General features: G+C 60.2%; 19 protein-coding genes. 11 read left to right on the top strand and 8 right to left on the bottom strand.

What is annotated here, in order from left to right; all coding sequences use genetic code 11:
* Positions 1–121 precede the first annotated feature (121 nt).
* The 3 genes from AB5758_RS01970 (at position 122) to AB5758_RS01960 (ending at position 2,547) form a co-directional block, all read left to right on the top strand.
* Positions 122–547, top strand: a complete 426-nt coding sequence (locus tag AB5758_RS01970; RefSeq protein ID WP_225093282.1) for a potassium channel family protein — start codon at positions 122–124, stop codon at positions 545–547.
* 36 nt (positions 548–583) lie between these two features.
* Positions 584–1,117 (top strand): LOG family protein, encoded by a 534-nt coding sequence (locus AB5758_RS01965; RefSeq protein WP_225093283.1) that lies wholly within the window; start codon positions 584–586, stop codon positions 1,115–1,117.
* Positions 1,118–1,242: 125 nt separating this feature from the next.
* The gene (locus AB5758_RS01960; protein ID WP_225093284.1) at positions 1,243–2,547 is read left to right on the top strand and encodes a chloride channel protein; all 1,305 of its coding nucleotides are present in this window, start codon (positions 1,243–1,245) and stop codon (positions 2,545–2,547) included.
* Positions 2,548–2,635: 88 nt separating this feature from the next.
* Here the strand turns inward: AB5758_RS01960 and AB5758_RS01955 are convergent, their stop codons facing one another.
* The 3 genes from AB5758_RS01955 to AB5758_RS01945 are packed head-to-tail and all read right to left on the bottom strand — an operon-like array spanning position 2,636 to position 4,616.
* The gene (locus tag AB5758_RS01955; RefSeq protein WP_368141165.1) at positions 2,636–3,334 is read right to left on the bottom strand and encodes an ABC-2 transporter permease; all 699 of its coding nucleotides are present in this window, start codon (positions 3,332–3,334) and stop codon (positions 2,636–2,638) included.
* Positions 3,331–4,212: an ABC transporter ATP-binding protein gene (locus AB5758_RS01950; RefSeq protein WP_368141164.1), complete on the bottom strand. Its 882-nt coding sequence runs from the start codon at positions 4,210–4,212 to the stop codon at positions 3,331–3,333. The genes AB5758_RS01955 and AB5758_RS01950 overlap by 4 nt, the downstream gene beginning before the upstream one ends.
* Positions 4,213–4,235: 23 nt before the next feature.
* Positions 4,236–4,616: a GntR family transcriptional regulator gene (locus tag AB5758_RS01945; protein WP_117746148.1), complete on the bottom strand. Its 381-nt coding sequence runs from the start codon at positions 4,614–4,616 to the stop codon at positions 4,236–4,238.
* A 472-nt stretch (positions 4,617–5,088) separates the two neighbouring features.
* Between AB5758_RS01945 and AB5758_RS01940 the strand changes: the two genes are divergently transcribed.
* From AB5758_RS01940 to AB5758_RS01930, 3 genes are all read left to right on the top strand, one after another.
* Positions 5,089–6,702 carry a peptide chain release factor 3 gene (locus AB5758_RS01940; RefSeq protein ID WP_368141163.1) on the top strand — a complete coding sequence of 538 codons (1,614 nt, stop codon included), beginning with the start codon at positions 5,089–5,091 and terminating at the stop codon, positions 6,700–6,702.
* Positions 6,703–6,858: 156 nt separating this feature from the next.
* Positions 6,859–7,581 carry a VUT family protein gene (locus AB5758_RS01935; RefSeq protein WP_022093974.1) on the top strand — a complete coding sequence of 241 codons (723 nt, stop codon included), beginning with the start codon at positions 6,859–6,861 and terminating at the stop codon, positions 7,579–7,581.
* Positions 7,582–7,590: 9 nt separating this feature from the next.
* Complete coding sequence (locus tag AB5758_RS01930) at positions 7,591–8,271, top strand: SDR family NAD(P)-dependent oxidoreductase (protein WP_368141162.1); 681 nt, start codon at positions 7,591–7,593, stop codon at positions 8,269–8,271.
* A 50-nt stretch (positions 8,272–8,321) separates the two neighbouring features.
* On the opposite strand, the gene AB5758_RS01925 is transcribed toward AB5758_RS01930, so the two are convergent.
* Together AB5758_RS01925 and AB5758_RS01920 are read right to left on the bottom strand one after the other, a co-directional pair.
* Complete coding sequence (locus tag AB5758_RS01925; protein WP_368141161.1) at positions 8,322–9,047, bottom strand: uracil-DNA glycosylase; 726 nt, start codon at positions 9,045–9,047, stop codon at positions 8,322–8,324.
* 88 nt (positions 9,048–9,135) lie between these two features.
* Complete coding sequence (locus tag AB5758_RS01920) at positions 9,136–10,038, bottom strand: DMT family transporter (RefSeq protein WP_368141160.1); 903 nt, start codon at positions 10,036–10,038, stop codon at positions 9,136–9,138.
* Between the two features lie 158 nt (positions 10,039–10,196).
* Between AB5758_RS01920 and AB5758_RS01915 the strand changes: the two genes are divergently transcribed.
* Positions 10,197–11,063 (top strand): LysR family transcriptional regulator, encoded by an 867-nt coding sequence (locus tag AB5758_RS01915; protein WP_271757054.1) that lies wholly within the window; start codon positions 10,197–10,199, stop codon positions 11,061–11,063.
* 27 nt (positions 11,064–11,090) lie between these two features.
* On the opposite strand, the gene AB5758_RS01910 is transcribed toward AB5758_RS01915, so the two are convergent.
* Positions 11,091–12,473 carry an MATE family efflux transporter gene (locus AB5758_RS01910; RefSeq protein ID WP_195621471.1) on the bottom strand — a complete coding sequence of 461 codons (1,383 nt, stop codon included), beginning with the start codon at positions 12,471–12,473 and terminating at the stop codon, positions 11,091–11,093.
* Positions 12,474–12,689: 216 nt separating this feature from the next.
* On the opposite strand from AB5758_RS01910, the gene AB5758_RS01905 reads away from it, so the two are divergent.
* The gene (locus tag AB5758_RS01905) at positions 12,690–13,502 is read left to right on the top strand and encodes a putative RNA methyltransferase (RefSeq protein WP_368141159.1); all 813 of its coding nucleotides are present in this window, start codon (positions 12,690–12,692) and stop codon (positions 13,500–13,502) included.
* 125 nt (positions 13,503–13,627) lie between these two features.
* On the opposite strand, the gene AB5758_RS01900 is transcribed toward AB5758_RS01905, so the two are convergent.
* On the bottom strand, positions 13,628–14,029 hold the full coding sequence (locus AB5758_RS01900; protein WP_368141158.1) for a hypothetical protein: 402 nt from the start codon (positions 14,027–14,029) through the stop codon (positions 13,628–13,630).
* A 436-nt stretch (positions 14,030–14,465) separates the two neighbouring features.
* On the opposite strand from AB5758_RS01900, the gene AB5758_RS01895 reads away from it, so the two are divergent.
* On the top strand, positions 14,466–15,170 hold the full coding sequence (locus AB5758_RS01895; RefSeq protein ID WP_368141157.1) for a class I SAM-dependent methyltransferase: 705 nt from the start codon (positions 14,466–14,468) through the stop codon (positions 15,168–15,170).
* Between the two features lie 48 nt (positions 15,171–15,218).
* Here the strand turns inward: AB5758_RS01895 and AB5758_RS01890 are convergent, their stop codons facing one another.
* Positions 15,219–15,515, bottom strand: a complete 297-nt coding sequence (locus AB5758_RS01890) for a hypothetical protein (RefSeq protein WP_006234539.1) — start codon at positions 15,513–15,515, stop codon at positions 15,219–15,221.
* A gap of 77 nt (positions 15,516–15,592) precedes the next feature.
* On the opposite strand from AB5758_RS01890, the gene AB5758_RS01885 reads away from it, so the two are divergent.
* Positions 15,593–16,081 (top strand): GNAT family N-acetyltransferase, encoded by a 489-nt coding sequence (locus AB5758_RS01885; protein WP_368141156.1) that lies wholly within the window; start codon positions 15,593–15,595, stop codon positions 16,079–16,081.
* A gap of 254 nt (positions 16,082–16,335) precedes the next feature.
* On the top strand, positions 16,336–18,339 hold the full coding sequence (locus AB5758_RS01880) for a GTP-binding protein (protein WP_368141155.1): 2,004 nt from the start codon (positions 16,336–16,338) through the stop codon (positions 18,337–18,339).
* The last annotated feature ends 67 nt before the right edge of the window (positions 18,340–18,406 follow it).

Below are 18,406 nucleotides of genomic sequence, written 5' to 3'. Positions count from 1 at the left end.
ACGCTCCCGCCCGGCAGTTGGGGACAGTCCCTTTCTGCTGGCACAAAAGGAACGTCCCTAACTGCCGGTTGTGGGACAATACCGAGCGAACGAGATTGGGTGTCTGGGAAAAGGGGTCGCGATGAACAGGTTGAGGACGCTTGCCGATGTGCTGCGACAGGCTGGCTTTGCACGCATCACGGGCCTGTTTCTTATCTTTTACCTGCTGTGCTCGACGGCTGTCTGGCTGTCCGAGCCTACGACCCTCACCTTTGGTGATGGCCTGTGGTTTAGCTTTGAGACGGTCTCGACGATCGGCTTTGGCGATATCCCGGCAGAAACGCCGGTTGCCCGCGGCATTACCGTCATCCTAAGCGTCATCAGTATCTTCTATATCGCCATGCTTACGGGCGTGGCGGTGAACTACTGCAATACGCTCATCAAGCTGCGCCAAAAGGACACCATGGCGCGCTTTATGGACGATCTTGAGCATTTGGAGGAACTCGATCGTGACGAGCTCGCCGACCTGTCGCGCCGCGTGCGCGAATATCGCCGACGCCAACGCTAGAACGGACGTCGCGCGTCACGACGAGGGGGACTGAATATGAATATCACCGTGTATCTGGGTGCCAGCGTCGGTAATGACCCGGCGTTTCTGCCCGCGGTGCAGGAGCTGGGCAACTGGATTGGCGCCAACGGACACGCGCTGGTATACGGCGGGTCCAAGTCGGGACTGATGGGCGCGCTCGCCGATAGCGTACTCGAGGCAGGTGGACATGTGACGGGTGTTGAGCCGAGCTTTTTTATCGAGGCCGAGTTTCAACATGACGGAATCGACGACCTCATCGTGACGAGCGATATGGCCGAGCGTAAAGCCAAGATGATCGAGCTTGGTGATGCCTTCATTGCCTTTCCCGGCGGGACGGGCACGCTCGAGGAGATTGCCGAGGTTATGTCCGCGGTGTCGTTGGGGCACCTGAGTGCTCCGTGCATCCTGTATAACCTGGACGGTTACTACAACGACCTCAAGGCGCTGCTCGGGCACATGATTGATAAAGGGCTTTCGAGCCCGAGGCGCCAGCACGGCATCTACTTTGCCGACGATTTGCGCGAGATCGCCTCGATTATCAACGGATAAGGCTTGAGCCTGCCCCACTATGACTCCCAATGGTGCCGTTTGCAGCGCAGATGGTTGGCTCGTTCGGGCGACGCTCGCTCTACAATAAAACGCATCTATGTCGACTTTGACCGCGGGAGGACCCGATGGATAACCTTGCCAAACCCACAAACCGCGTGCTGTTTTTAGTTAGCGTTGCCGTGACCGGCGCACTCGCGGGCGCCGCAGTCTGGCTGTTCTTCTTTGCGATGGAGCACGGCATCGACTATCTATGGACTGAGATCCCGCACGCACTGGGCGTCGCTTCGCCCGAGCTCGCCAGCGGCCCGTTTGGCTTTCTGCCGTACCCGTTTTTTGTCTGCCTGCTGGGCGGCCTGTTAATCGGTCTGTACGAAAAGCTTACGGGCGCCAAGACCGATAACCTCAATCAGGTGATGGCTAAGGTCAAGCAAGATGGGCGCTACCCGTACGACAACCTGGGCAAGCTTTCGCTCGCGGCATTGCTGCCGCTGCTGTTTGGCGGAAGTATTGGACCGGAGGCGGGCCTGACCGGCGTTATCGCGGGTCTGTGCAGCTGGGTTGGCGACCGCATGCGCCGCTTTGGCGCCGAGTTTAGGGAGCTCACACTGCTGGGTACCCAGGCTGCCCTGACGGCGCTCTTTACCGCGCCCGTCTTTGGCTTTGTGGCGCCGCTCGCCGGTAGCGCTGACGGCCAGGGCGAAGACGCCCACAATGAGTCCGCGTCCGACGAGATCACCATCAAGCTGCCCAAGGCGCAAAAGACGGTGGTCTATGGCATTGCGATTGCCAGCGGTCTGGGTGCCTACCTGCTGCTTGGCCAGCTTGTGGGCGGCGGCATGGGCATGCCCAGGTTCGAGTCCGCCGAGGTGGGCAACCTGGAACTTGCCTGGCTTATCCCCCTGTCGCTCGTCGGTACGGTCTGCGGCTGGCTGTACTTTGTTTCGGAGCACGCGAGCGAGGCCCTGGCGCACGCGATGGGGGAGCGCCCCATCGCCAAGGCAATGCTGGCCGGTCTGGTACTTGCCGCCTGCGGTACGGCTCTGCCCTTCACCATGTTTGCCGGCGAGACGCAGGCCGACGTGCTCATGGAAACCTATCTGACCATCCCCGCCGGCGTGCTCATCGCGACCGGTCTGGTTAAGGCCATGCTGACCCCCGCCCTCATCAATATGGGCTGGCGCGGCGGCCATTTCTTTCCCGTCATCTTCTCGGGCGTAAGCCTGGGCTACGGCCTTGCCATCCTCACCGGCGCCGATCCGGTATTTTGCGTCGCCGTCTGCACGGCATCGACGATGGGTGCGGTCATGCGTCAGCCGGTCATGGTCGTGGGCCTGCTGCTCATGTGCTTCCCACTCAAGGGTATCGTCTGCATGATCATCGCCGCCGTTATCGCCGCTGGCATTCCGCTGCCCAAGCCGCTGCGCAAGTAGTACGGTGGCGCACGCCGGGGACATGCCGTTTGCCACGGATTGGCGGGGAGGGGGCGATCACGCCCTTCGTAGATCGAGACTCGCGTGCTTACAAATCGCGTGCTCGGTAAACCTTGGTGCTGACGGTGCAGCTGATTGCACATAGCGCGAGGGCCAGTACGGCAATTCCTGCACACAGACAGCCAAGAACGGCGGGATCGGGATTCGCTCCGGCAATCGACATGAGCCAGTTGCTGATGGGGTTGGAGGAACCCAGCATTGCCATGGTGCCGCAGCCAAACAGGGCAAACAGGCCAAGGGAAAGGCGCAGCGCCTCCATGTGCCCAAAGCGAAAGAACAGCGGCTGTGTCAAGAATACCATCATGAGGGAGATGAGCATCGATGCCGCCGAGGCGATTGCGATTTCAAAGATCGTCTGGCATGTCGAAGGGATGCCCATGGGGTCGAAGAGCGGAAGGGCGAGGATGTTCAGAAGCGTAGCCGCGCATGCCATGACGACCGAGAAGACAACGATGCACAGGTAGCGTGCGCAAATAATGTCTTTGCGCGAGAACGGCAGCGTTGCCCGATAGCGCTCCCAGCCGTTTTGGTTATCGTAGCCAGCCAGTGAGTTCATGATCATGATGGGCGACATGGCGCTGACCGCGCAGGCGCCGGCGCTCATACCGGAATCACCGTCCGATGCGTTGGCAAGGGTCAGCACGACGAAGATGAACAGGCCGACGCCCGCAATGCTCGGGATGAGCGTGCGAGCGATGGCGAGCTCGGACATAAAGGCGCGTTTCATTTCGAAGCCCCTTTCAGCGTGAGGCGAAGATAGTCATCAATGGTTGCCCGATCGCAGGGAATCTCGGGAAAGGCCTCGAGCGTTTCGCGACGGTTGGGCACGAGCACGTCCACGCTATAGGCGTGGCGGGCGGCATGGGCACCTTCGACGCAAGCCATAAGCTCGGCGGCCAGCGCTTGGGTGCAGTGGGCGATGCCGGCGCGGTCGGTAATGTCCTCGCGTGGCAGGTCAAACACAATCGAGCCGTTATCGATGCAGATGACGCGGTCGGCAGCACGATCGAGGTCGGACGTAATGTGGCTCGAGAGCAGCACGCTGTGCAGGCCGTCGGAAACAAAGGCGAGCAGCTCATCAAGCAGCTCCTCGCGTGCCATGGGATCGAGGCCCGCGGTGGCTTCGTCCAAAACGAGCAGCTTGGCCTTGTGGCTGAGTGCGCAGGCAAGCTGCAGTTTCATGCCCATGCCGCGGGAGAGGTCCTTGACCTTTGTCTTGGGATCGAGGCCAAATCGGTTGATGAATCGGGCGAACGTTTCGCGGTCCCACGTGGGGTACGCTGGGCCTACGAGCGACTCGATCTGGCCCACCTTGAGCGTGGAGGGGAAGGGGCACGTGTCCAGGACAAGACCGATGTGGGAACGCAGGCAGCGCTGCGCCTCACCGGGTGCGTCGGCGCCACAGTGCTGCCCAAACAGGTGTACCTCGCCGGCATCGAGTTTGATAAGCCCAAGCGCGGCTCGAATCGTCGTTGTTTTGCCGGCACCGTTGGCACCCACAAAGCCGACGATCTGGCCAGGCTCCACGGCAAGCGTGACGTCGCGCAGCGAAAAACGGTCACTCACATGGCGTGAGATGCCTTTGAGTTCTAAAAGGTTTTGCATGGTATAGCCTTTCTTGCAGATGGCTACTGCATGGTTTCGGGGGCTACCAGGTCGAGCATCTCGTGCAGCTTGTCGCGCGTGACGCCCAGGGCCTCGGCTTGGCTTGCCGCTTTCGCGAGCAGCTCTTCGATATGGCAGAGCTGGTTTTCACGCAAGAGCTCTTGGTTGCCTTCGGCGACAAAACAGCCCTTGCCCTGCACGGTGCAGATAAAGCCGAGCTGCTCCAGGTCGGCGTAGGCGCGCTTGGTGGTGATGACGCTCACGCCAAGATCGCTCGCGAGTGCACGGATGCTGGGGAGTTTGGCTCCCGCAGCGAGTGCGCCCGAGAGTATCTGTGCTTTAACCTGCGAAGATATCTGCTCGTAGATGGGCTTGTCGCTCGAATTGGATAGGATGATGTCCACAGCGGCTCCTTAGCTGATGGGCTACACGTGTATATAACCGGTAAGCACAGTATATATACACTATATACAGTTATGCAAGAGGTAAATAGGGATTGTCCGCTCGTTCATTCATCTCAATCTGTAACATCTGGAACCGGTTTGGACGGCTACCTGTTACAGATTGAGATTTTGCTGGCGGACCCCATTTGGTTGTCTCAATCTGTAACAACTGGAGAAGTTTTTGGCTGCTAGATGTTACAGATCGAGATCTTTCTGGGACGCCCACCTGTTTGTCTTAATCTGTAACAGGTAGAGGTTCAAAAACCGTCTAGATGTTACAGATCGAGACAAACTGCTGCGGAGTGCCGCCATCGACTGCTACCCTAGGCCCCAACTGATGAATTTGTCCTGATAGGTGCCCTATGGCGGGATTTCGCGGCTACAATAGTGCGGTTACAACGACGTAATGCACTCAATGCAAGAAAGGATCCGCATGGCAAGCCTGTCGGATGAAATCTCGTCGCGCCGCACATTCGCGATTATCAGCCACCCGGACGCCGGTAAGACCACGCTTACCGAGAAGCTGCTGCTCTATACCGGCAGCATTCAGACCGCCGGCTCGGTCAAGGGCAAGAGCTCGGCCAAGCATGCCGTCTCGGACTGGATGGACATCGAGAAGGAGCGCGGTATTTCCGTTACCTCCTCGGTCCTGCAGTTCACCTACAACGGCGCCTGCGTCAACATCCTCGATACCCCCGGCCACCAGGACTTCTCGGAGGATACCTACCGTACCCTTATGGCCGCCGACGCCGCTGTCATGGTCATCGACGGCGCCAAGGGCGTCGAGGCCCAGACCAAAAAGCTCTTTAAGGTCTGCACGCTGCGTCACATTCCCATCTTCACCTTTGTGAACAAGCTCGACCACGAGGCTCGCGACCCGTTTGAGCTCATGGAAGAGATCGAGAATGTCCTGGGTATCAATACGTATCCCATGAACTGGCCGATCGGCAGCGGTCGTAACTTCCGCGGCGTGTTCGATCGTCAGACCCGTCGCGTTATCGCCTTTGAGGGCGATGGTCACGCCAACGCCACCAAGAAGGTCGCCGAGGTCGAGGCCGAGCTGGGCGACCCCGCCATGGATGAGCTCATTGGCGAGGAGAACCATAAGAACCTAATGGACGATATCGAGCTGCTCGATGGCGCCGGCGACGAGCTCGACTTGGATGCCGTGGCCTGCGGCAAGCTGAGCCCGGCGTTCTTTGGCTCGGCGCTCACCAACTTTGGTGTGGAGCCCTTCCTCAAGGAGTTCCTGCGTCTGGCCCCGACGCCGCGCGCCTATACCGATACGCTCACCAGTGAGCCGGTCGATCCTTGCCGCGACGACTTTAGCGGCTTTGTGTTTAAGATTCAGGCCAACATGGACAAGAACCACCGTGACCGCATCGCCTTTGTGCGCATTTGCTCGGGTAAGTTCGAGCGCGGCATGGATGCCTTTCACGTGCAGGGCAACCGCAAGCTCAAGCTTGCCACGGGCACGTCGATGATGGCCGATGACCGCGCCATCGTGGACGAGGCGTACGCGGGCGATATCGTGGGCCTGTTCGATCCGGGTATCTTTAGCATCGGCGACACCGTGTGCTCCGGCAAGCGCCACGTGCAGTATCCGCAGATCCCGACGTTTGCCCCCGAGATGTTCGCTCGCATTACGCAGGTCGACACGCTCAAGCGCAAGCAGTTCGTCAAGGGCATGGAGGAGCTTGCCCAGGAGGGCGCCATCCAGATCTTCCGCGAGCTGGGTGCCGGCATGGAGAGCGTCATTGTGGGCGTGGTCGGCGTACTGCAGTTTGAGGTGCTCGAGCGCCGCCTCAAGGCTGAGTACCGTGTTGAGGTTCGTCGCCAGCCGCTGCCCTATACGGACATCCGCTGGATCCAGAACGACCCCGATACTATCGATATCCCGGGCCTTTCGCTCATGCGCGACACGCTGCGTGTCGAGGACATGCGCGGCGGTAAGCTACTGCTGTTCACGAGCCCGTGGAACGTGGATTGGGCAACCGACCACAACCCCGACCTGATCCTGTCGGAGTTTGGCAACGTAGCCTTTTAACGCATTGGCGCGGTGGTCCTGTGGGGCTGCCGCGCCGTTTGTTTGCCTTATGCCGCGCGAGCGGCTATCATACCCACCGTCGTCTCAAGACCGGGGCGTCCGAGCAGTTCGGGTCCGATATCCTGCTCGTTAAACCTAAAACCAAAGGAGTACATAATGATCAAGAAGGTCATGGAGGACTACAAGGTCCTGTTGCGGAGCATTCCCGCGGCAACGGTTTCGCTGTTTTTCGTGAGTGTCATCATGATGAACCTGCTGGCCAACAAGGAGCTTATCAGCCTGCCGTATCTGGCGCTCGATTGCGGCTTTGTGGTGAGCTGGGTCTCGTTTTTGTGCCAGGACATGATTTGCAAGCGCTTTGGCGCCAAGGCGTCCATTAAAATCTCTATCCTCGCGCTGCTGGTCAACCTGGCCGTGAGCCTGTGCTTTTGGGCATGCTCGCTCACGCCCGGCATGTGGGGCGCCTACTACGACACGGGCATGATTGAGGTCAACACTGCCCTTAACGCCACCATCGGCGGCACCTGGTACGTGGTGCTGGGCTCTTCGCTGGCAATGCTCGTTTCTGCCGTGGTTAACTCCACGCTCAACCAGTCGCTCGGCCGTATGCTCAAAAAGAATAACTTTGCGAGCTTTGCCTTCCGTTCCTATGTGTCTACGGGTGTTGGCCAGTTTATCGACAACCTGGTCTTTGCCATTGTGGTGAGTCACACGTTCTTTGGCTGGACCTGGGTGCAGGTTCTTATGTGCTCGCTGACCGGCGCTGTTGCCGAGCTACTGTGCGAGGTCTTCCTGAGCCCCGTGGGCTACAAGGTCGTGCGCGGCTGGGAGCGCGAGAATGTGGGTTCCGAGTACCTCGAGCGCCACGCAACCGCCTAAGGAGCAAGTATGCGGGTTTTGATCACGGGCGCTTCGGGCGGTATCGGAGCCGCGTGCGTGCAGCGCTTTTTGGACGAGGGCCACGAGGTCGTGGGCTTTGATCTTTTGCCGGCGGCGATCAAACACGAGTGCTACCGCCATCTGATTGTTGATGTCCGCGAGCCTGACTCGTTTCCAGGTGACCTTGAACCCCAGGTGATCGTGAACGTTGCCGGTACGCAGGATTCGGCCGACGACATCGCCGCCAACCTGTGTGGCACCATCAACGTGACCGAGCGCTATGCCTTTGTGGGGGAGGGGCTTGCCGCCAAGCCGGCGCCGGCTATCAAATCCGTGGTCAATGTGGGGTCGGCGAGTGGGCATACGGGATCGGAGTTTCCCGCCTATGCCGCCAGCAAGGGCGGCGTTATCGCCTACACCAAGAACCTTGCAAACCGTCTGGCGCCGCAGGCCATCGCCAACAGTGTGGACCCGGGTGGCGTTATCACGCCGCTCAACCGTTGCGTGATGGAAGACGAACATCTGTGGAACCAGATTATGGAGCTCACGCCGCTTAGGCGCTGGGCCACTGCCCAAGAGATTGCCGAGTGGATCTACTTTGTGGGCGTGACCAACCGGTTTATGACCGGGCAGAGCCTGCTGATCGATGGCGGCGAGGCCGGCCGCACGCAATTTATTTGGCCCGAATAGGAAAAGCGCCCGATGGGAAGCCGTCGGGCGCTTTTTTGATGTATCGGTTTTTAGCCGAGGCAAGTCCAGTTGACTGGGGTCGAGCCGTGCTGTTCGAGTAGCCGATTGGCTGCCGAGAAGGGGCGCGATCCCATAAAGGCGGGGAGTTCTGCCGTGGCACGGTTGGCCGAAAGCGGCGAGGGGTGCGTGGAGGCCAGACAGAACTTGTCGGTTGCCTTGCCCGCGCCAGTTGCGACGAGCTTACCTTCGACCATCTGCTGGGCAAAGCGGCCCCATGCCAAAAAGACTACCGACTGGGGCAGCTGACAGCAGCGTTCGATAACGTAGTCGGTGAGCGTGCTCCAGCCCAGTTTGGCGTGCGAGTTGGCGGCATGCTCGCGCACGGTGAGCGTAGTGTTGAGGAGCAGGACGCCCTGTTGTGCCCATGGGGTTAGGTCTCCCGTGGCGGGAATGGGGCAGCCCAGATCGGCTTTGAGCTCCTTATAGATGTTGCGCAGGCTCGGCGGCAACTTGGTTTGCGTCGCGGGGACCGAGAACGACAGTCCCATGGCCTGGTTGGGCCCGTGATAGGGGTCTTGACCCAAGATGACAACTTTGACCTGGTCGGCCGGCGTGTAAGCGAGGGCATTGAGGATGTCGTCTTGTGCCGGGTAGATAGTCTGCTCGGTACGCAAAAGGGCGATGCGCTCGAGCAGCTGGTTCGTAGTGTCACGTACCGGCTGCGGCGCATCGCCCAACCAAGTTGCTATGTTGCGGTCGCGGGTCGCGGCGTCCATGGGGCTCCTTTACGTCAGATGCTTTGTTGGCATCTATTGTAAAGGCGCACCGGTTGCCTTTATGCCACGGCTGTATGAAGAGTAGGATCTACGAGACGTGCTCGGGCGCTCCTGCCATGCGAGCCTGTCCATGTGCGCGGAGGCGCGGAAGCTCGACGGTTGCCACCATGACGCCGGTGAGGATGAGGGCTGCGCCAAAGAAGGCGATGGGGCTCAGGACCTCGCCGACCAGGAAGAACGAGAAGACGGCGGAGCATACCGGCTCGAGCGAGAAGGCAAAGCCGGTGGTCTCGGCGGGCACGTGGGGCTGCACGAGCGTCTGGGTGATAAAGCCGTAGGCAGAGCAGATGAGTGCGAGCGCGACGACAACGACGATCTCGCTCGGCGTGCTGGGAAGCGTGAAGCCGCCAAAGACGCATGCGGCAATGCCCGAGAACAGGCCGCCGAAGCCCAACTGCCAAACGCCCAGAGCCAGCGGGTCGACATCTTCGACAAAGCGCTTCGCCACAATGATGTGGCCGGCATAGACAAAAGCGGAGAGCAGCATGATGAGCGCGCCCGGGTTCAGGCTGGTGAAGTCGGCGCCCGAGAGCAGCAGCATGCCGCAGGTGACGATGGCGGTGCCGATGAGCACTTTGCGCTCGGGGGCACGACGCAGCAGGGCGGCGTTGGCAAACGGCACGATCACGACCGTCAGGCTCTGCAAAAAGCCGGCGGTGGAGGCGGAGGTGAGGCTGGAGCCCAGGCACATGCAGGTGAGCTCGGTTGCCATAATGGCGCCGATGATGGCGGCGCGGACCATAAGGTCACGGTTGATGCGCAACGCGTGCTTGTGGAAGAGCAGCAGGCAAGCCGCAAAGGCGATGATGCAGCGCAGCGCGACGATACTCGTGGCGTTCATGCTGTCCATGCCGATCTTCATGAGGGGGTACGAAAAGCCCCATGCGACGGGAACGGAAAATGAGAGCGCGATTGCTTTTTTGCGATCCATGGGACTCCTTTTGTTACAGAACGGTTTCGTAAAAAGGATTCTGCTCCCAGATATTGATGTAGTAAAGCGAATGTATCTTCAGTATGATTAAGAAACGCTAATGTTGGCAGAAAAAGCGCTGGCAAAACGTTTTACGGCTGCATTGATGTGGAGGCACGATGGCATCGCGGTATCAGATTGTTTGTATGGTGGTCGATTGCGGCAGCCTGAAACGCGCGGCGGACGAGTTGGGCTATACGCAAAGTGCAGTGAGCCAGGCCGTCAAGGCGCTCGAGCGCGAGCTGGGCACCACGCTTATCGAGCGCGGTAAGCAGGGCGTTTCGCTTACGCGCGACGGTAAACAATATCTGCCGTACCTGCGCCAGATTGTGACCGCCGAGGCCGAGCTCGAGGGCAAGCGCCAGGAGCTGCTGGGGCTTTCGTCGACCGATATTCGCATCGCGACGTTTACCAACGTGAGTCGTACCGTGCTGCCGCGTGTGATTCGCGACTTTGGGGCGCTGCACCCGGGCGTACGCTTCACCCTCAAGCAGGGCGATTACACGCGCAACGCTCAATGGGTGCACGATGGCGTGGTTGATTTTTGTTTTACGGCGCGCGGATTTACCGCTGGGCTCGAGAAGCGCGTGGTCTATCACGACGAGTTGGTGGCATTGTTGCCGGCCGCGCATCCGCTGGCGGCAAAGGAAAAGGTGACGCTCGCCGACCTGGCGTCCGAGCCGTTTGTACTGTTGGATGAGGGCGAACAGAGTCTGGTGCTCGATGCATTTGCGGCGCATGGGCTGTCGCCGCACGTGACGAGTGAGGTGACCGACGACTACACCATCATGGCGATGGTGGAGGAGGGCCTGGGCGTGAGCATGCTCTACCGTCGTACTGTGGAGGGCATGCGGGCCGATATTCGCGTACGCCCCATCGTGCATGCCCCCTCGCGCGACGTGGTGGCCGCCTGGCGCAGCTGGGACACCATGCCTATCGCCACGAGGCGCTTTATCGACTATATGAGCTCGCATATTGTCAATTAATGACTGGCGTGGCGTTGAGTGCGGTGTTTAGCGGGCTGTCGCTTTGGCTTGGGTGGCGCGATAGGTGCGTGCCGGGTGGCAGAGTAGTACCGCCACGACCATAAAGAATGCCGTGGTGCCCAGGCTGATGGGGTAGACCATCATGATGTTCGCAAAGGTGCGGAAGTGCGGGAACACGCAGAACACCCAATAGAAGCGGATGCCGCAGACGCAGATCATGGTGATGAGGGCCGGCGTGAGCGAGATACCAAAGCCGCGCAGGTAGCCCGACATGTTTTCGTAGAACATGCTAAAGGCGTACGCCGGGAAGATCGAACATACGCGGATATAGCCGATCGAGACGATGTTGGGATCGCTGTTGAACAGCGACAAGATCTCGCGCCCCAGGCCAACAATAACGATAATTGTGGTGAGTGCGACGATACCGCCTTCGACTAGGCAGACCTTGAGCGTTTTGGTACAGCGGTCGATCTGGCGGGCACCGTGGTTTTGTCCCACAAAGGTGGTGCAAGCCTGGCTAAAGCTGTTGAGCAGGTTGTAGCACACGTACTCCAGGCTCATGGCGGCGCTCGATGCTGCCATGACCTCGGTGCCCAGGCTGTTGATGGCAGACTGGATGATGATGTTGGCGACGGCAAAGACAGCGCTTTGGATGCCGGCGGGCAGGCCGATCTTGACGATGCGCTTGAGGGCGACGGGGTCGATAGCCAGGTCGCGCGGGGTGACGCGGACGACGGAGTCGGTCTTGAGCAGACGGATAAAGAGCGTGGCGGCGCTGACGGTGTAGGCGATAGCGGTGGCGATGGCGACGCCCGCGACGCCCCAGTGGAGTACGGGGACAAAAATGAGATCCAGGCCAATGTTGAGGACGGTGGACACGGCAAGCGCCTGCAGCGGCATGCGGGTGATGCCGACGGAGCGGAAGATCGCGGCCTCAAAGTTGTAGAGCAAGATCGAGGGCATGCTGAGCAAAAAGACGCGCAGATAGAGTGAGGCGAGCGGCATGGTCTCGGCGGGAACGTTGAGCGCGGCGAGCATGGGCTCGGCAAAGATCTCGCCCAGTGCGATGACGACAAAGCCCACGAGTGCCATTAAAATCGAGGTATGGACGGCGCGTTTGACCATGTTCTGATCGTTGCGGCCGATAGCGTTGGCGATGACCACGTTGGAGCCAAGCGACATGCCAATAAACAGGTTGAGCATAAGACTGGTAAGCGGAACATTGGAGCCGACCGCCGCCATGGCGAGGGTTCCCTGGTCGCCCGAGAAGTTACCGATGATGACCGTGGCGATGAGGTTCGACAGCTGCTCCAAGATGCTCGTGGCGGCCACGGGGAAGGCGAACAGGGGAATATTGCGCCACAGCGAGCCGGTGGTCATGTCAATGTGCTTAGATGCGGTATCAGCCATACGCTCTCAATCTCTAACATGCTCTTTCGTGCTTATTTGCGCAGACAATGATACTCCTAATGCAACCATCCGGCACTTAGGGACGTACCTTTTCTGTCGACAGCTGGGGACACTCCTTATCTCTTCTAACTAGTCATTCAAGAACGTCCCCAATGACTAGGTGGGGAAGGCGTGCGACAATGGTGGGCGTTGTGTTGTTCGCGCTAAGGAGTTGCCATGTTGTTGTGTCCCGTTTGCCATGAGCCGTTGGTGGATGACGAACGCGGTGCTGCATGCGCGGGCGGGCATCGGTTTGACCGTGCGCGCGAGGGTTATCTGTACCTACTGCGCTCGTCCAAGAGCGGCGACTCCATGGGTGATCCCAAGTCGCAGGCGCGCAGTCGTCGCGACTTTCTAAACCGTGGCTACTATGCGCCGTTGCGCGATGCAATGGTCGAGCTCGTGCGCGAACGAGCTCAGCGGTGCGCGGCTACGTCGGACAAGCCGCTGGCCTTGCTCGATATTTGCTGCGGCGAGGGCTACTACACCAGCGCCATGGGCGCGGTGCCGGGCGTGGACGCTTACGGGTTCGACTTGGGCAAAGAGATGGTGCGCCTGGCCGCCAAGCGCGGCGATGCGACCTATTTTGTGGCCAATATGAAGGATATCCCCGTGGCCGATGGCGCCTTCGATATGGTGACCGAGCTCTTTGCTCCCTTTAACGAGCGCGAATTTGCCCGCGTGCTGGTGCCCGAGGGCTCGCTCTACACCGTGGTGCCGGGCGCCCGTCATCTCTTTGGGCTCAAGGAGGTGCTCTACGACACGCCGTACCTTAACGATGAGAAGCTGCCGCAGACCACCGAGCTCGAGTTGGTCGGAACGCAGCGGGTATCTGCGAATATTACGCTCCAGACGCAGGCCGACATCGAAGCGGTGTTCCAGATGACGCCGTACTACTATCGCACGCGCCCTGCCGACAAAGAGCGCCTGGCAAACTTGGACACCCTTCAAACCGACATCGACTTCATCATCGCCGAGTACCGCCACTAACCTACCAAAAAGGGACAGGTTTGTTTTGGTAGGTTTTGTCTGGGCAAACGTAAAGGGCCGACCGCGGAGATGCGCGATCGGCCCTTTTTAGTTGCTTGGCTGCAGAGCTTATGAGAAGCGAGCGCTTACAGGCGGTCCTTGTTCTCGGCCTTAACGGCGTGCGCCTGCTGAACAAAGAACAGGTCGTACACCACGATGACAAAGGCGACGATATTGACGGAGCTGCCGCCGAGCGCGGGAAGCGTGAGCGCGGCCTGGAGGAGCGTGGCTGCCGCGGCGACGATGCCGAGCTTAAACGCGCCATCCACCTGCGAAGGCTTGTTGGCGCCCTTGATACCCGCAACACCTGCGGCAAGGTCGACAAGGCCCTTAACAATCACCACAACAGCGGCGAGCGTGGCGTTCGATCCGTAAGCGGATCCAAAATTGCCGGTAACAATGCCGGCAATTCCGATGACGAGGCTGGCGATGCCCAGAACAAAATAAATCAGGGCAAGGATTTTGAGTGTCTTGCGAGCAGCGCTCATAGCTGGTCCTTTCGATGCGGGCGCGGAGAATCTGTCGCGCCCAGGTTACGGCACATATCGTGAAGCACATTGTAGTTCAACGGGACGATGCATGCGTTTGAAAGCGTCTCTTGCCTGTACGGTCCAACCTTTCAAAAAGGAAAGCTGGACGTAAGCCAAATCGATGGCAGCTCATGTGCGGCGCTGCGATGATGAGGCCGTAACAAGGAGCTGGTCTCAAGGAGGAGTCATGATGTACGGAGCAGGGCAAGTACGAGAGCCGCGGTCGCTGGGAAGGCGCATGAGCGATTCTGTGATCGCTGCCGTGTGCACGGGGTTGATGGCGGTGCTTTGCATTGGGATGCTGTGGGCCATGTCGCATGTGGGACAATAGCGGATGGTTGGGCGCTGGCATAAACGGCGCCCCGCGTATTCGTTTGTTTGTTAAGGAGTGTCCATGGGCGTCGCCGATCCCTTTTCTGTTGCTCGAGCCGCGGGGCTTGAGCTGATCGGGAAGTCCGAGGGCCTCACGCTCACCGACGGCACGATGGAGCTGCGTGCCGATTTTGGCCGCATGCTTCCGCGGCTCAAACAGGGCCGTCTGCAGCAAGAGCTGTTGGTAAAGGCTGCGCGCGCAAAAGGCATCGAGCGCCCATGGGTGATTGATGCCACGGCAGGCTTTGGCGAGGATTCGCTGCTGCTGGCTGCCGCGGGCTTTACCGTCGATCTGTATGAGCAGGATTGCGTGATTGCGGCGCTCCTCAAGGATGCCTTGGATCGCGCAGCAGATGATCCGGCGCTTGCGGTTGCCGTGTCGCGCATGCGCCTTCATGCGGGCGAGGACAGCATTGCCGGTCTTCGCCATGTAGCTGAGTTGATCGGGCGGGGCGAGCTTGCCGCCCCCGACGTGGTGTATCTGGACCCCATGTTTCCCGAGCGCACCAAAAGTGCGGCGGTCAAAAAGAAGTTCCAACTCTTGCACCATCTGGAACAGCCATGTACCGATGAGGAATCGCTGGTCGAGGCGGCGCTTGCTGTGCATCCGCGCAAGGTCGTTATCAAGCGGCCGGTGAAGGGCTCGCTGCTTGCCGGCGTTAAGCCGAGCTATCGACTTGCGGGCAAGGCCGTTCGTTACGATGTTTTGGTGCCGCCGCGCCCGTAGCTTGCGTGCGATGGTTGGCGCTCCGTCGGTGCCGTGCCGATGCGGTGCCTATTTCCAAGGGTGCGACGTCAGATGCCAGCCGCCGCAGTATTCGCATTTGTAGCAGGCCAAACCACGCCGCCCGCGGTTTTCGCAGTCGGCCATAACGGCCTCGGCCTCGGCGCGCGTGTCGTAACGGTTTTTGCGTTCGCACGACTTGTAGCGCCAGGCTTCATCGCGCTCGGCGTTCAGGGCGTCGCGGCGCTCGTCTTCGCGCGCAAACAGGTCGCTCATATCGCCGCCGGTAGCAGCGCCCAAAAACTCGCTTTTGGCCTTTGACCAGGCGGCTCGCTTTTTGCTTCCCATCTGCTTCGCGCCTCTCTCCAAACGCTGGTATCATTGCCCAATCAAAGTGATACCAATAAACGTGAGGTCGCCGCGTGATGATCAGAAAAACCCTCGATACCGACATTCCCGCCGTCATGGCCATCTATGACGCCGCCCGCGCCTTTATGCGCGCGCATGGCAACGCCACGCAGTGGCCCGAGGGCACGCCTTCGGCCGAGCAACTGGCTGCCGATATTGCCGCTGGTGGTAGTTACGTGTGTGAAGTCGACGGTCGCGTGGTGGCGACGTTTGCCTTTTTACCGGGTCCGGACGAGTGCTATGACGTAATTGAGGACGGTCAATGGCGAAGCGACACTCCGTACGCCGTGCTGCATCGTGTGGCATCCGACGGCACCGTGCACGGTATCACGGCTGCGATGTTTGCCTTTGCCAAGGAGCGCGCCGATCACCTGCGTATCGACACACATCAGGACAACCTGCCCATGCAGGGAGCCATCGCCAAGGCCGGGTTTAAGCGCGCCGGTATCGTATATGTGTCGGACGGTACGCCGCGCGTCGCGTTTGATTGGCTGCGCGAGGCATAAGAGCGGGGACGCGTATCAACAATTTGCACGAACGAAAATGGCCCCGGGTGGGGCTATTTTCGTTCGCTGCGCTGTTTTGCAAGCCGGCTTTCGCAAGGCGCGAACCTACGAAAATCGCCGCGCGGCAACGCAGGGCGATGAGCTCGGTCGGGGGATAGGGCCCGCTTCGCCCGCCGGCCCGTTAATTGTATCATCCAGTGTGGAACGAGGATGCCCGTTGCCGCGTGCGATGGGCTTGCAATAAGAGGAGAGCCATGTCGAAGCAAGCGGTCGTTGGAATCTTGGCGCATGTCGATGCCGGCAAGACCACGCTGGCTGAGGCCATGCTGTTCAACGCGGGTCGTATTCGCAAGCGCGGCCGCGTGGACGATGGCGATTCGCATCTGGACACGAACGCGATCGAGCGCGAGCGCGGTATCACGATCTTCTCGTCACAGGCTGTGCTCGACCACGGTGAAACCCACGTCATGCTCGTGGATGCACCGGGGCATGTCGATTTTTCTGCCGAGGCGGAGCGCACGTTGTGCGCCCTGGACTACGCGATTTTGGTTGTGGGTGCCAACGATGGCGTGCAGGGGCATACCGAAACCCTGTGGCGCCTGCTTGCGCGCTATGACATCCCGACGTTCATCTATATCAACAAAATCGATTTGGAGAATCCCGGCCGCGATGTTTTGCTGGCACAACTTGGGCAACGTCTTTCCGAGGGCTGTCTGGATGCCAACGAACTGCTGGCGGGCGGCGCCGTTCAGGAGGACGCTGCTGCGTTGGACGAGGCGGCGCTCGAGGAGTTTCTTGATGCGGGTGAGCTTTCTGTCGCAACGCTGTCGCGCATGGTTGCCGAGCGCAAGCTCTTTCCCTGCTTTGCTGGCTCGGCGCTCAAGGACCGAGGTGTGGACGAGCTACTCGACGGCATGTGTACTCTGATGCACGAGCGAACATGGCCCCAGGAGTTCGCCGCGCGTGTCTACCGCGTGAGTCGTGGAGACCGTGGCGAGCGTCTTGCCTGGGTCAAGGTGACGGGCGGTGTACTGCGTGCAAAGCAAGTTGTCGAGGGATGCTCTGGCGCCTCCACTTGGGAGCAAAAGATCGACCAGGTGCGCATCTATAACGGCGAGAAGTATGAGCTTGCTCAAGAAGTTGCTGCTGGCGGTATTTGTGCCGTGACGGGTCTTGCGCACGTTCGCCCGGGGGACGCCCTGGGCGCGGAGCCCGCGGGCGATGCGCCTGTCATTGCGCCGGTCCTCACCTATACGGTGCTTCCGGGCGAACACGATGTCCACGCGGTGTTCAAAGCGCTGACTGAGTTAGCGGACGAAGATCCCATGCTCGGCGTAAGCTGGAATACGCATCTGGAGCAGATTCACCTGCAGTTGATGGGCGCCGTGCAGCTCGAGGTCGTGCAGCGGGTGTTGGCCGATCGTTTTGGCCTTGCGGTCGAGTTTGAGCCCGGCGGCATTCTCTATAAGGAGACTATTTCGCAGCCGGTCGAGGGCGTGGGCCACTTTGAGCCACTGCGCCACTATGCCGAGGTGCATCTGCGTCTGGAGCCGTTGCCGGCGGGCTCGGGCGTGCAGTTTGGCACCGTGACCTCGACCGACGAGCTCGATCTTAACTGGCAGCGTTTGGCACTCACCAACGCCATGGAGCGCGACCACTTGGGCGTGCTGACCGGCTCGCCCATCACCGATGTGTGCATTACGCTCACGGGCGGCCGCGCGCATGCCAAACACACCGAGGGCGGCGATTTTCGCCAGGCCACGTACCGCGCGATTCGCCAGGGGCTCATGCAGGCGCGTGAGGCCGGCGCGGCGGTGCTGCTGGAGCCGTGGTACCACTTTGAGCTTGAGGTGCCGGGGGAGTGCGTGGGCCGGGCGCTCTCGGATGCCACGCGCATGGGTGCCGAGTACGAGCCACCGACGATGGCGGGGGACCGGGCAAAGCTTGTGGGTCGCGTGCCGGCATCTGAGGTGCAGGATTACGCGCTGGAGGTGGCTGCCTACACGAGTGGTCGTGGGCATCTGTATCTAGAGTTCGCCGGCTATGCGGCTTGCCATGATGCCGAGCGCGTCATCGAGGCGGCCGCCTATGAGCCCGAGGCCGATCTGCCCAACACGCCCGACTCGGTCTTTTGCTCTCACGGCGCCGGCTACACGGTCAAATGGTACGACGTGCCCGCCGCAGCGCACGTAAAGGTCGATCCCGCCACCTTCCGCCCTTGGCGAGCAGCAGACGCCGAGTTTTTCGGCCACATGTGACAGAGGGGCAGCCCCTTTGGCAGATTCAGTTGGTATAACTCGGTATAAGTTGGTATAACTATTACCA

Source organism: Collinsella aerofaciens, assembly GCF_040926405.1.
Classification (GTDB): Bacteria; Actinomycetota; Coriobacteriia; order Coriobacteriales; family Coriobacteriaceae; genus Collinsella.
This window is presented reverse-complemented; position numbering and strand designations above follow the sequence as displayed.

Bases quoted from the DNA above. Each gene is read 5' to 3' on its own strand.
- AB5758_RS01885 (WP_368141156.1), top strand. From the start codon at position 15,593: ATGATCAGAAAAACCCTCGATACCGACATTCCCGCCGTCATGGCCATC.
- AB5758_RS01935 (WP_022093974.1), top strand. From the start codon at position 6,859: ATGATCAAGAAGGTCATGGAGGACTACAAGGTCCTGTTGCGGAGCATT.
- AB5758_RS01925 (WP_368141161.1), bottom strand. From the start codon at position 9,047: ATGGACGCCGCGACCCGCGACCGCAACATAGCAACTTGGTTGGGCGAT.
- AB5758_RS01915 (WP_271757054.1), top strand. From the start codon at position 10,197: ATGGCATCGCGGTATCAGATTGTTTGTATGGTGGTCGATTGCGGCAGC.
- AB5758_RS01880 (WP_368141155.1), top strand. From the start codon at position 16,336: ATGTCGAAGCAAGCGGTCGTTGGAATCTTGGCGCATGTCGATGCCGGC.
- AB5758_RS01900 (WP_368141158.1), bottom strand. From the start codon at position 14,029: ATGAGCGCTGCTCGCAAGACACTCAAAATCCTTGCCCTGATTTATTTT.
- AB5758_RS01950 (WP_368141164.1), bottom strand. From the start codon at position 4,212: ATGCAAAACCTTTTAGAACTCAAAGGCATCTCACGCCATGTGAGTGAC.
- AB5758_RS01965 (WP_225093283.1), top strand. From the start codon at position 584: ATGAATATCACCGTGTATCTGGGTGCCAGCGTCGGTAATGACCCGGCG.
- AB5758_RS01905 (WP_368141159.1), top strand. From the start codon at position 12,690: ATGTTGTTGTGTCCCGTTTGCCATGAGCCGTTGGTGGATGACGAACGC.
- AB5758_RS01960 (WP_225093284.1), top strand. From the start codon at position 1,243: ATGGATAACCTTGCCAAACCCACAAACCGCGTGCTGTTTTTAGTTAGC.
- AB5758_RS01920 (WP_368141160.1), bottom strand. From the start codon at position 10,038: ATGGATCGCAAAAAAGCAATCGCGCTCTCATTTTCCGTTCCCGTCGCA.
- AB5758_RS01895 (WP_368141157.1), top strand. From the start codon at position 14,466: ATGGGCGTCGCCGATCCCTTTTCTGTTGCTCGAGCCGCGGGGCTTGAG.
- AB5758_RS01955 (WP_368141165.1), bottom strand. From the start codon at position 3,334: ATGAAACGCGCCTTTATGTCCGAGCTCGCCATCGCTCGCACGCTCATC.
- AB5758_RS01910 (WP_195621471.1), bottom strand. From the start codon at position 12,473: ATGGCTGATACCGCATCTAAGCACATTGACATGACCACCGGCTCGCTG.
- AB5758_RS01940 (WP_368141163.1), top strand. From the start codon at position 5,089: ATGGCAAGCCTGTCGGATGAAATCTCGTCGCGCCGCACATTCGCGATT.
- AB5758_RS01890 (WP_006234539.1), bottom strand. From the start codon at position 15,515: ATGGGAAGCAAAAAGCGAGCCGCCTGGTCAAAGGCCAAAAGCGAGTTT.
- AB5758_RS01930 (WP_368141162.1), top strand. From the start codon at position 7,591: ATGCGGGTTTTGATCACGGGCGCTTCGGGCGGTATCGGAGCCGCGTGC.
- AB5758_RS01970 (WP_225093282.1), top strand. From the start codon at position 122: ATGAACAGGTTGAGGACGCTTGCCGATGTGCTGCGACAGGCTGGCTTT.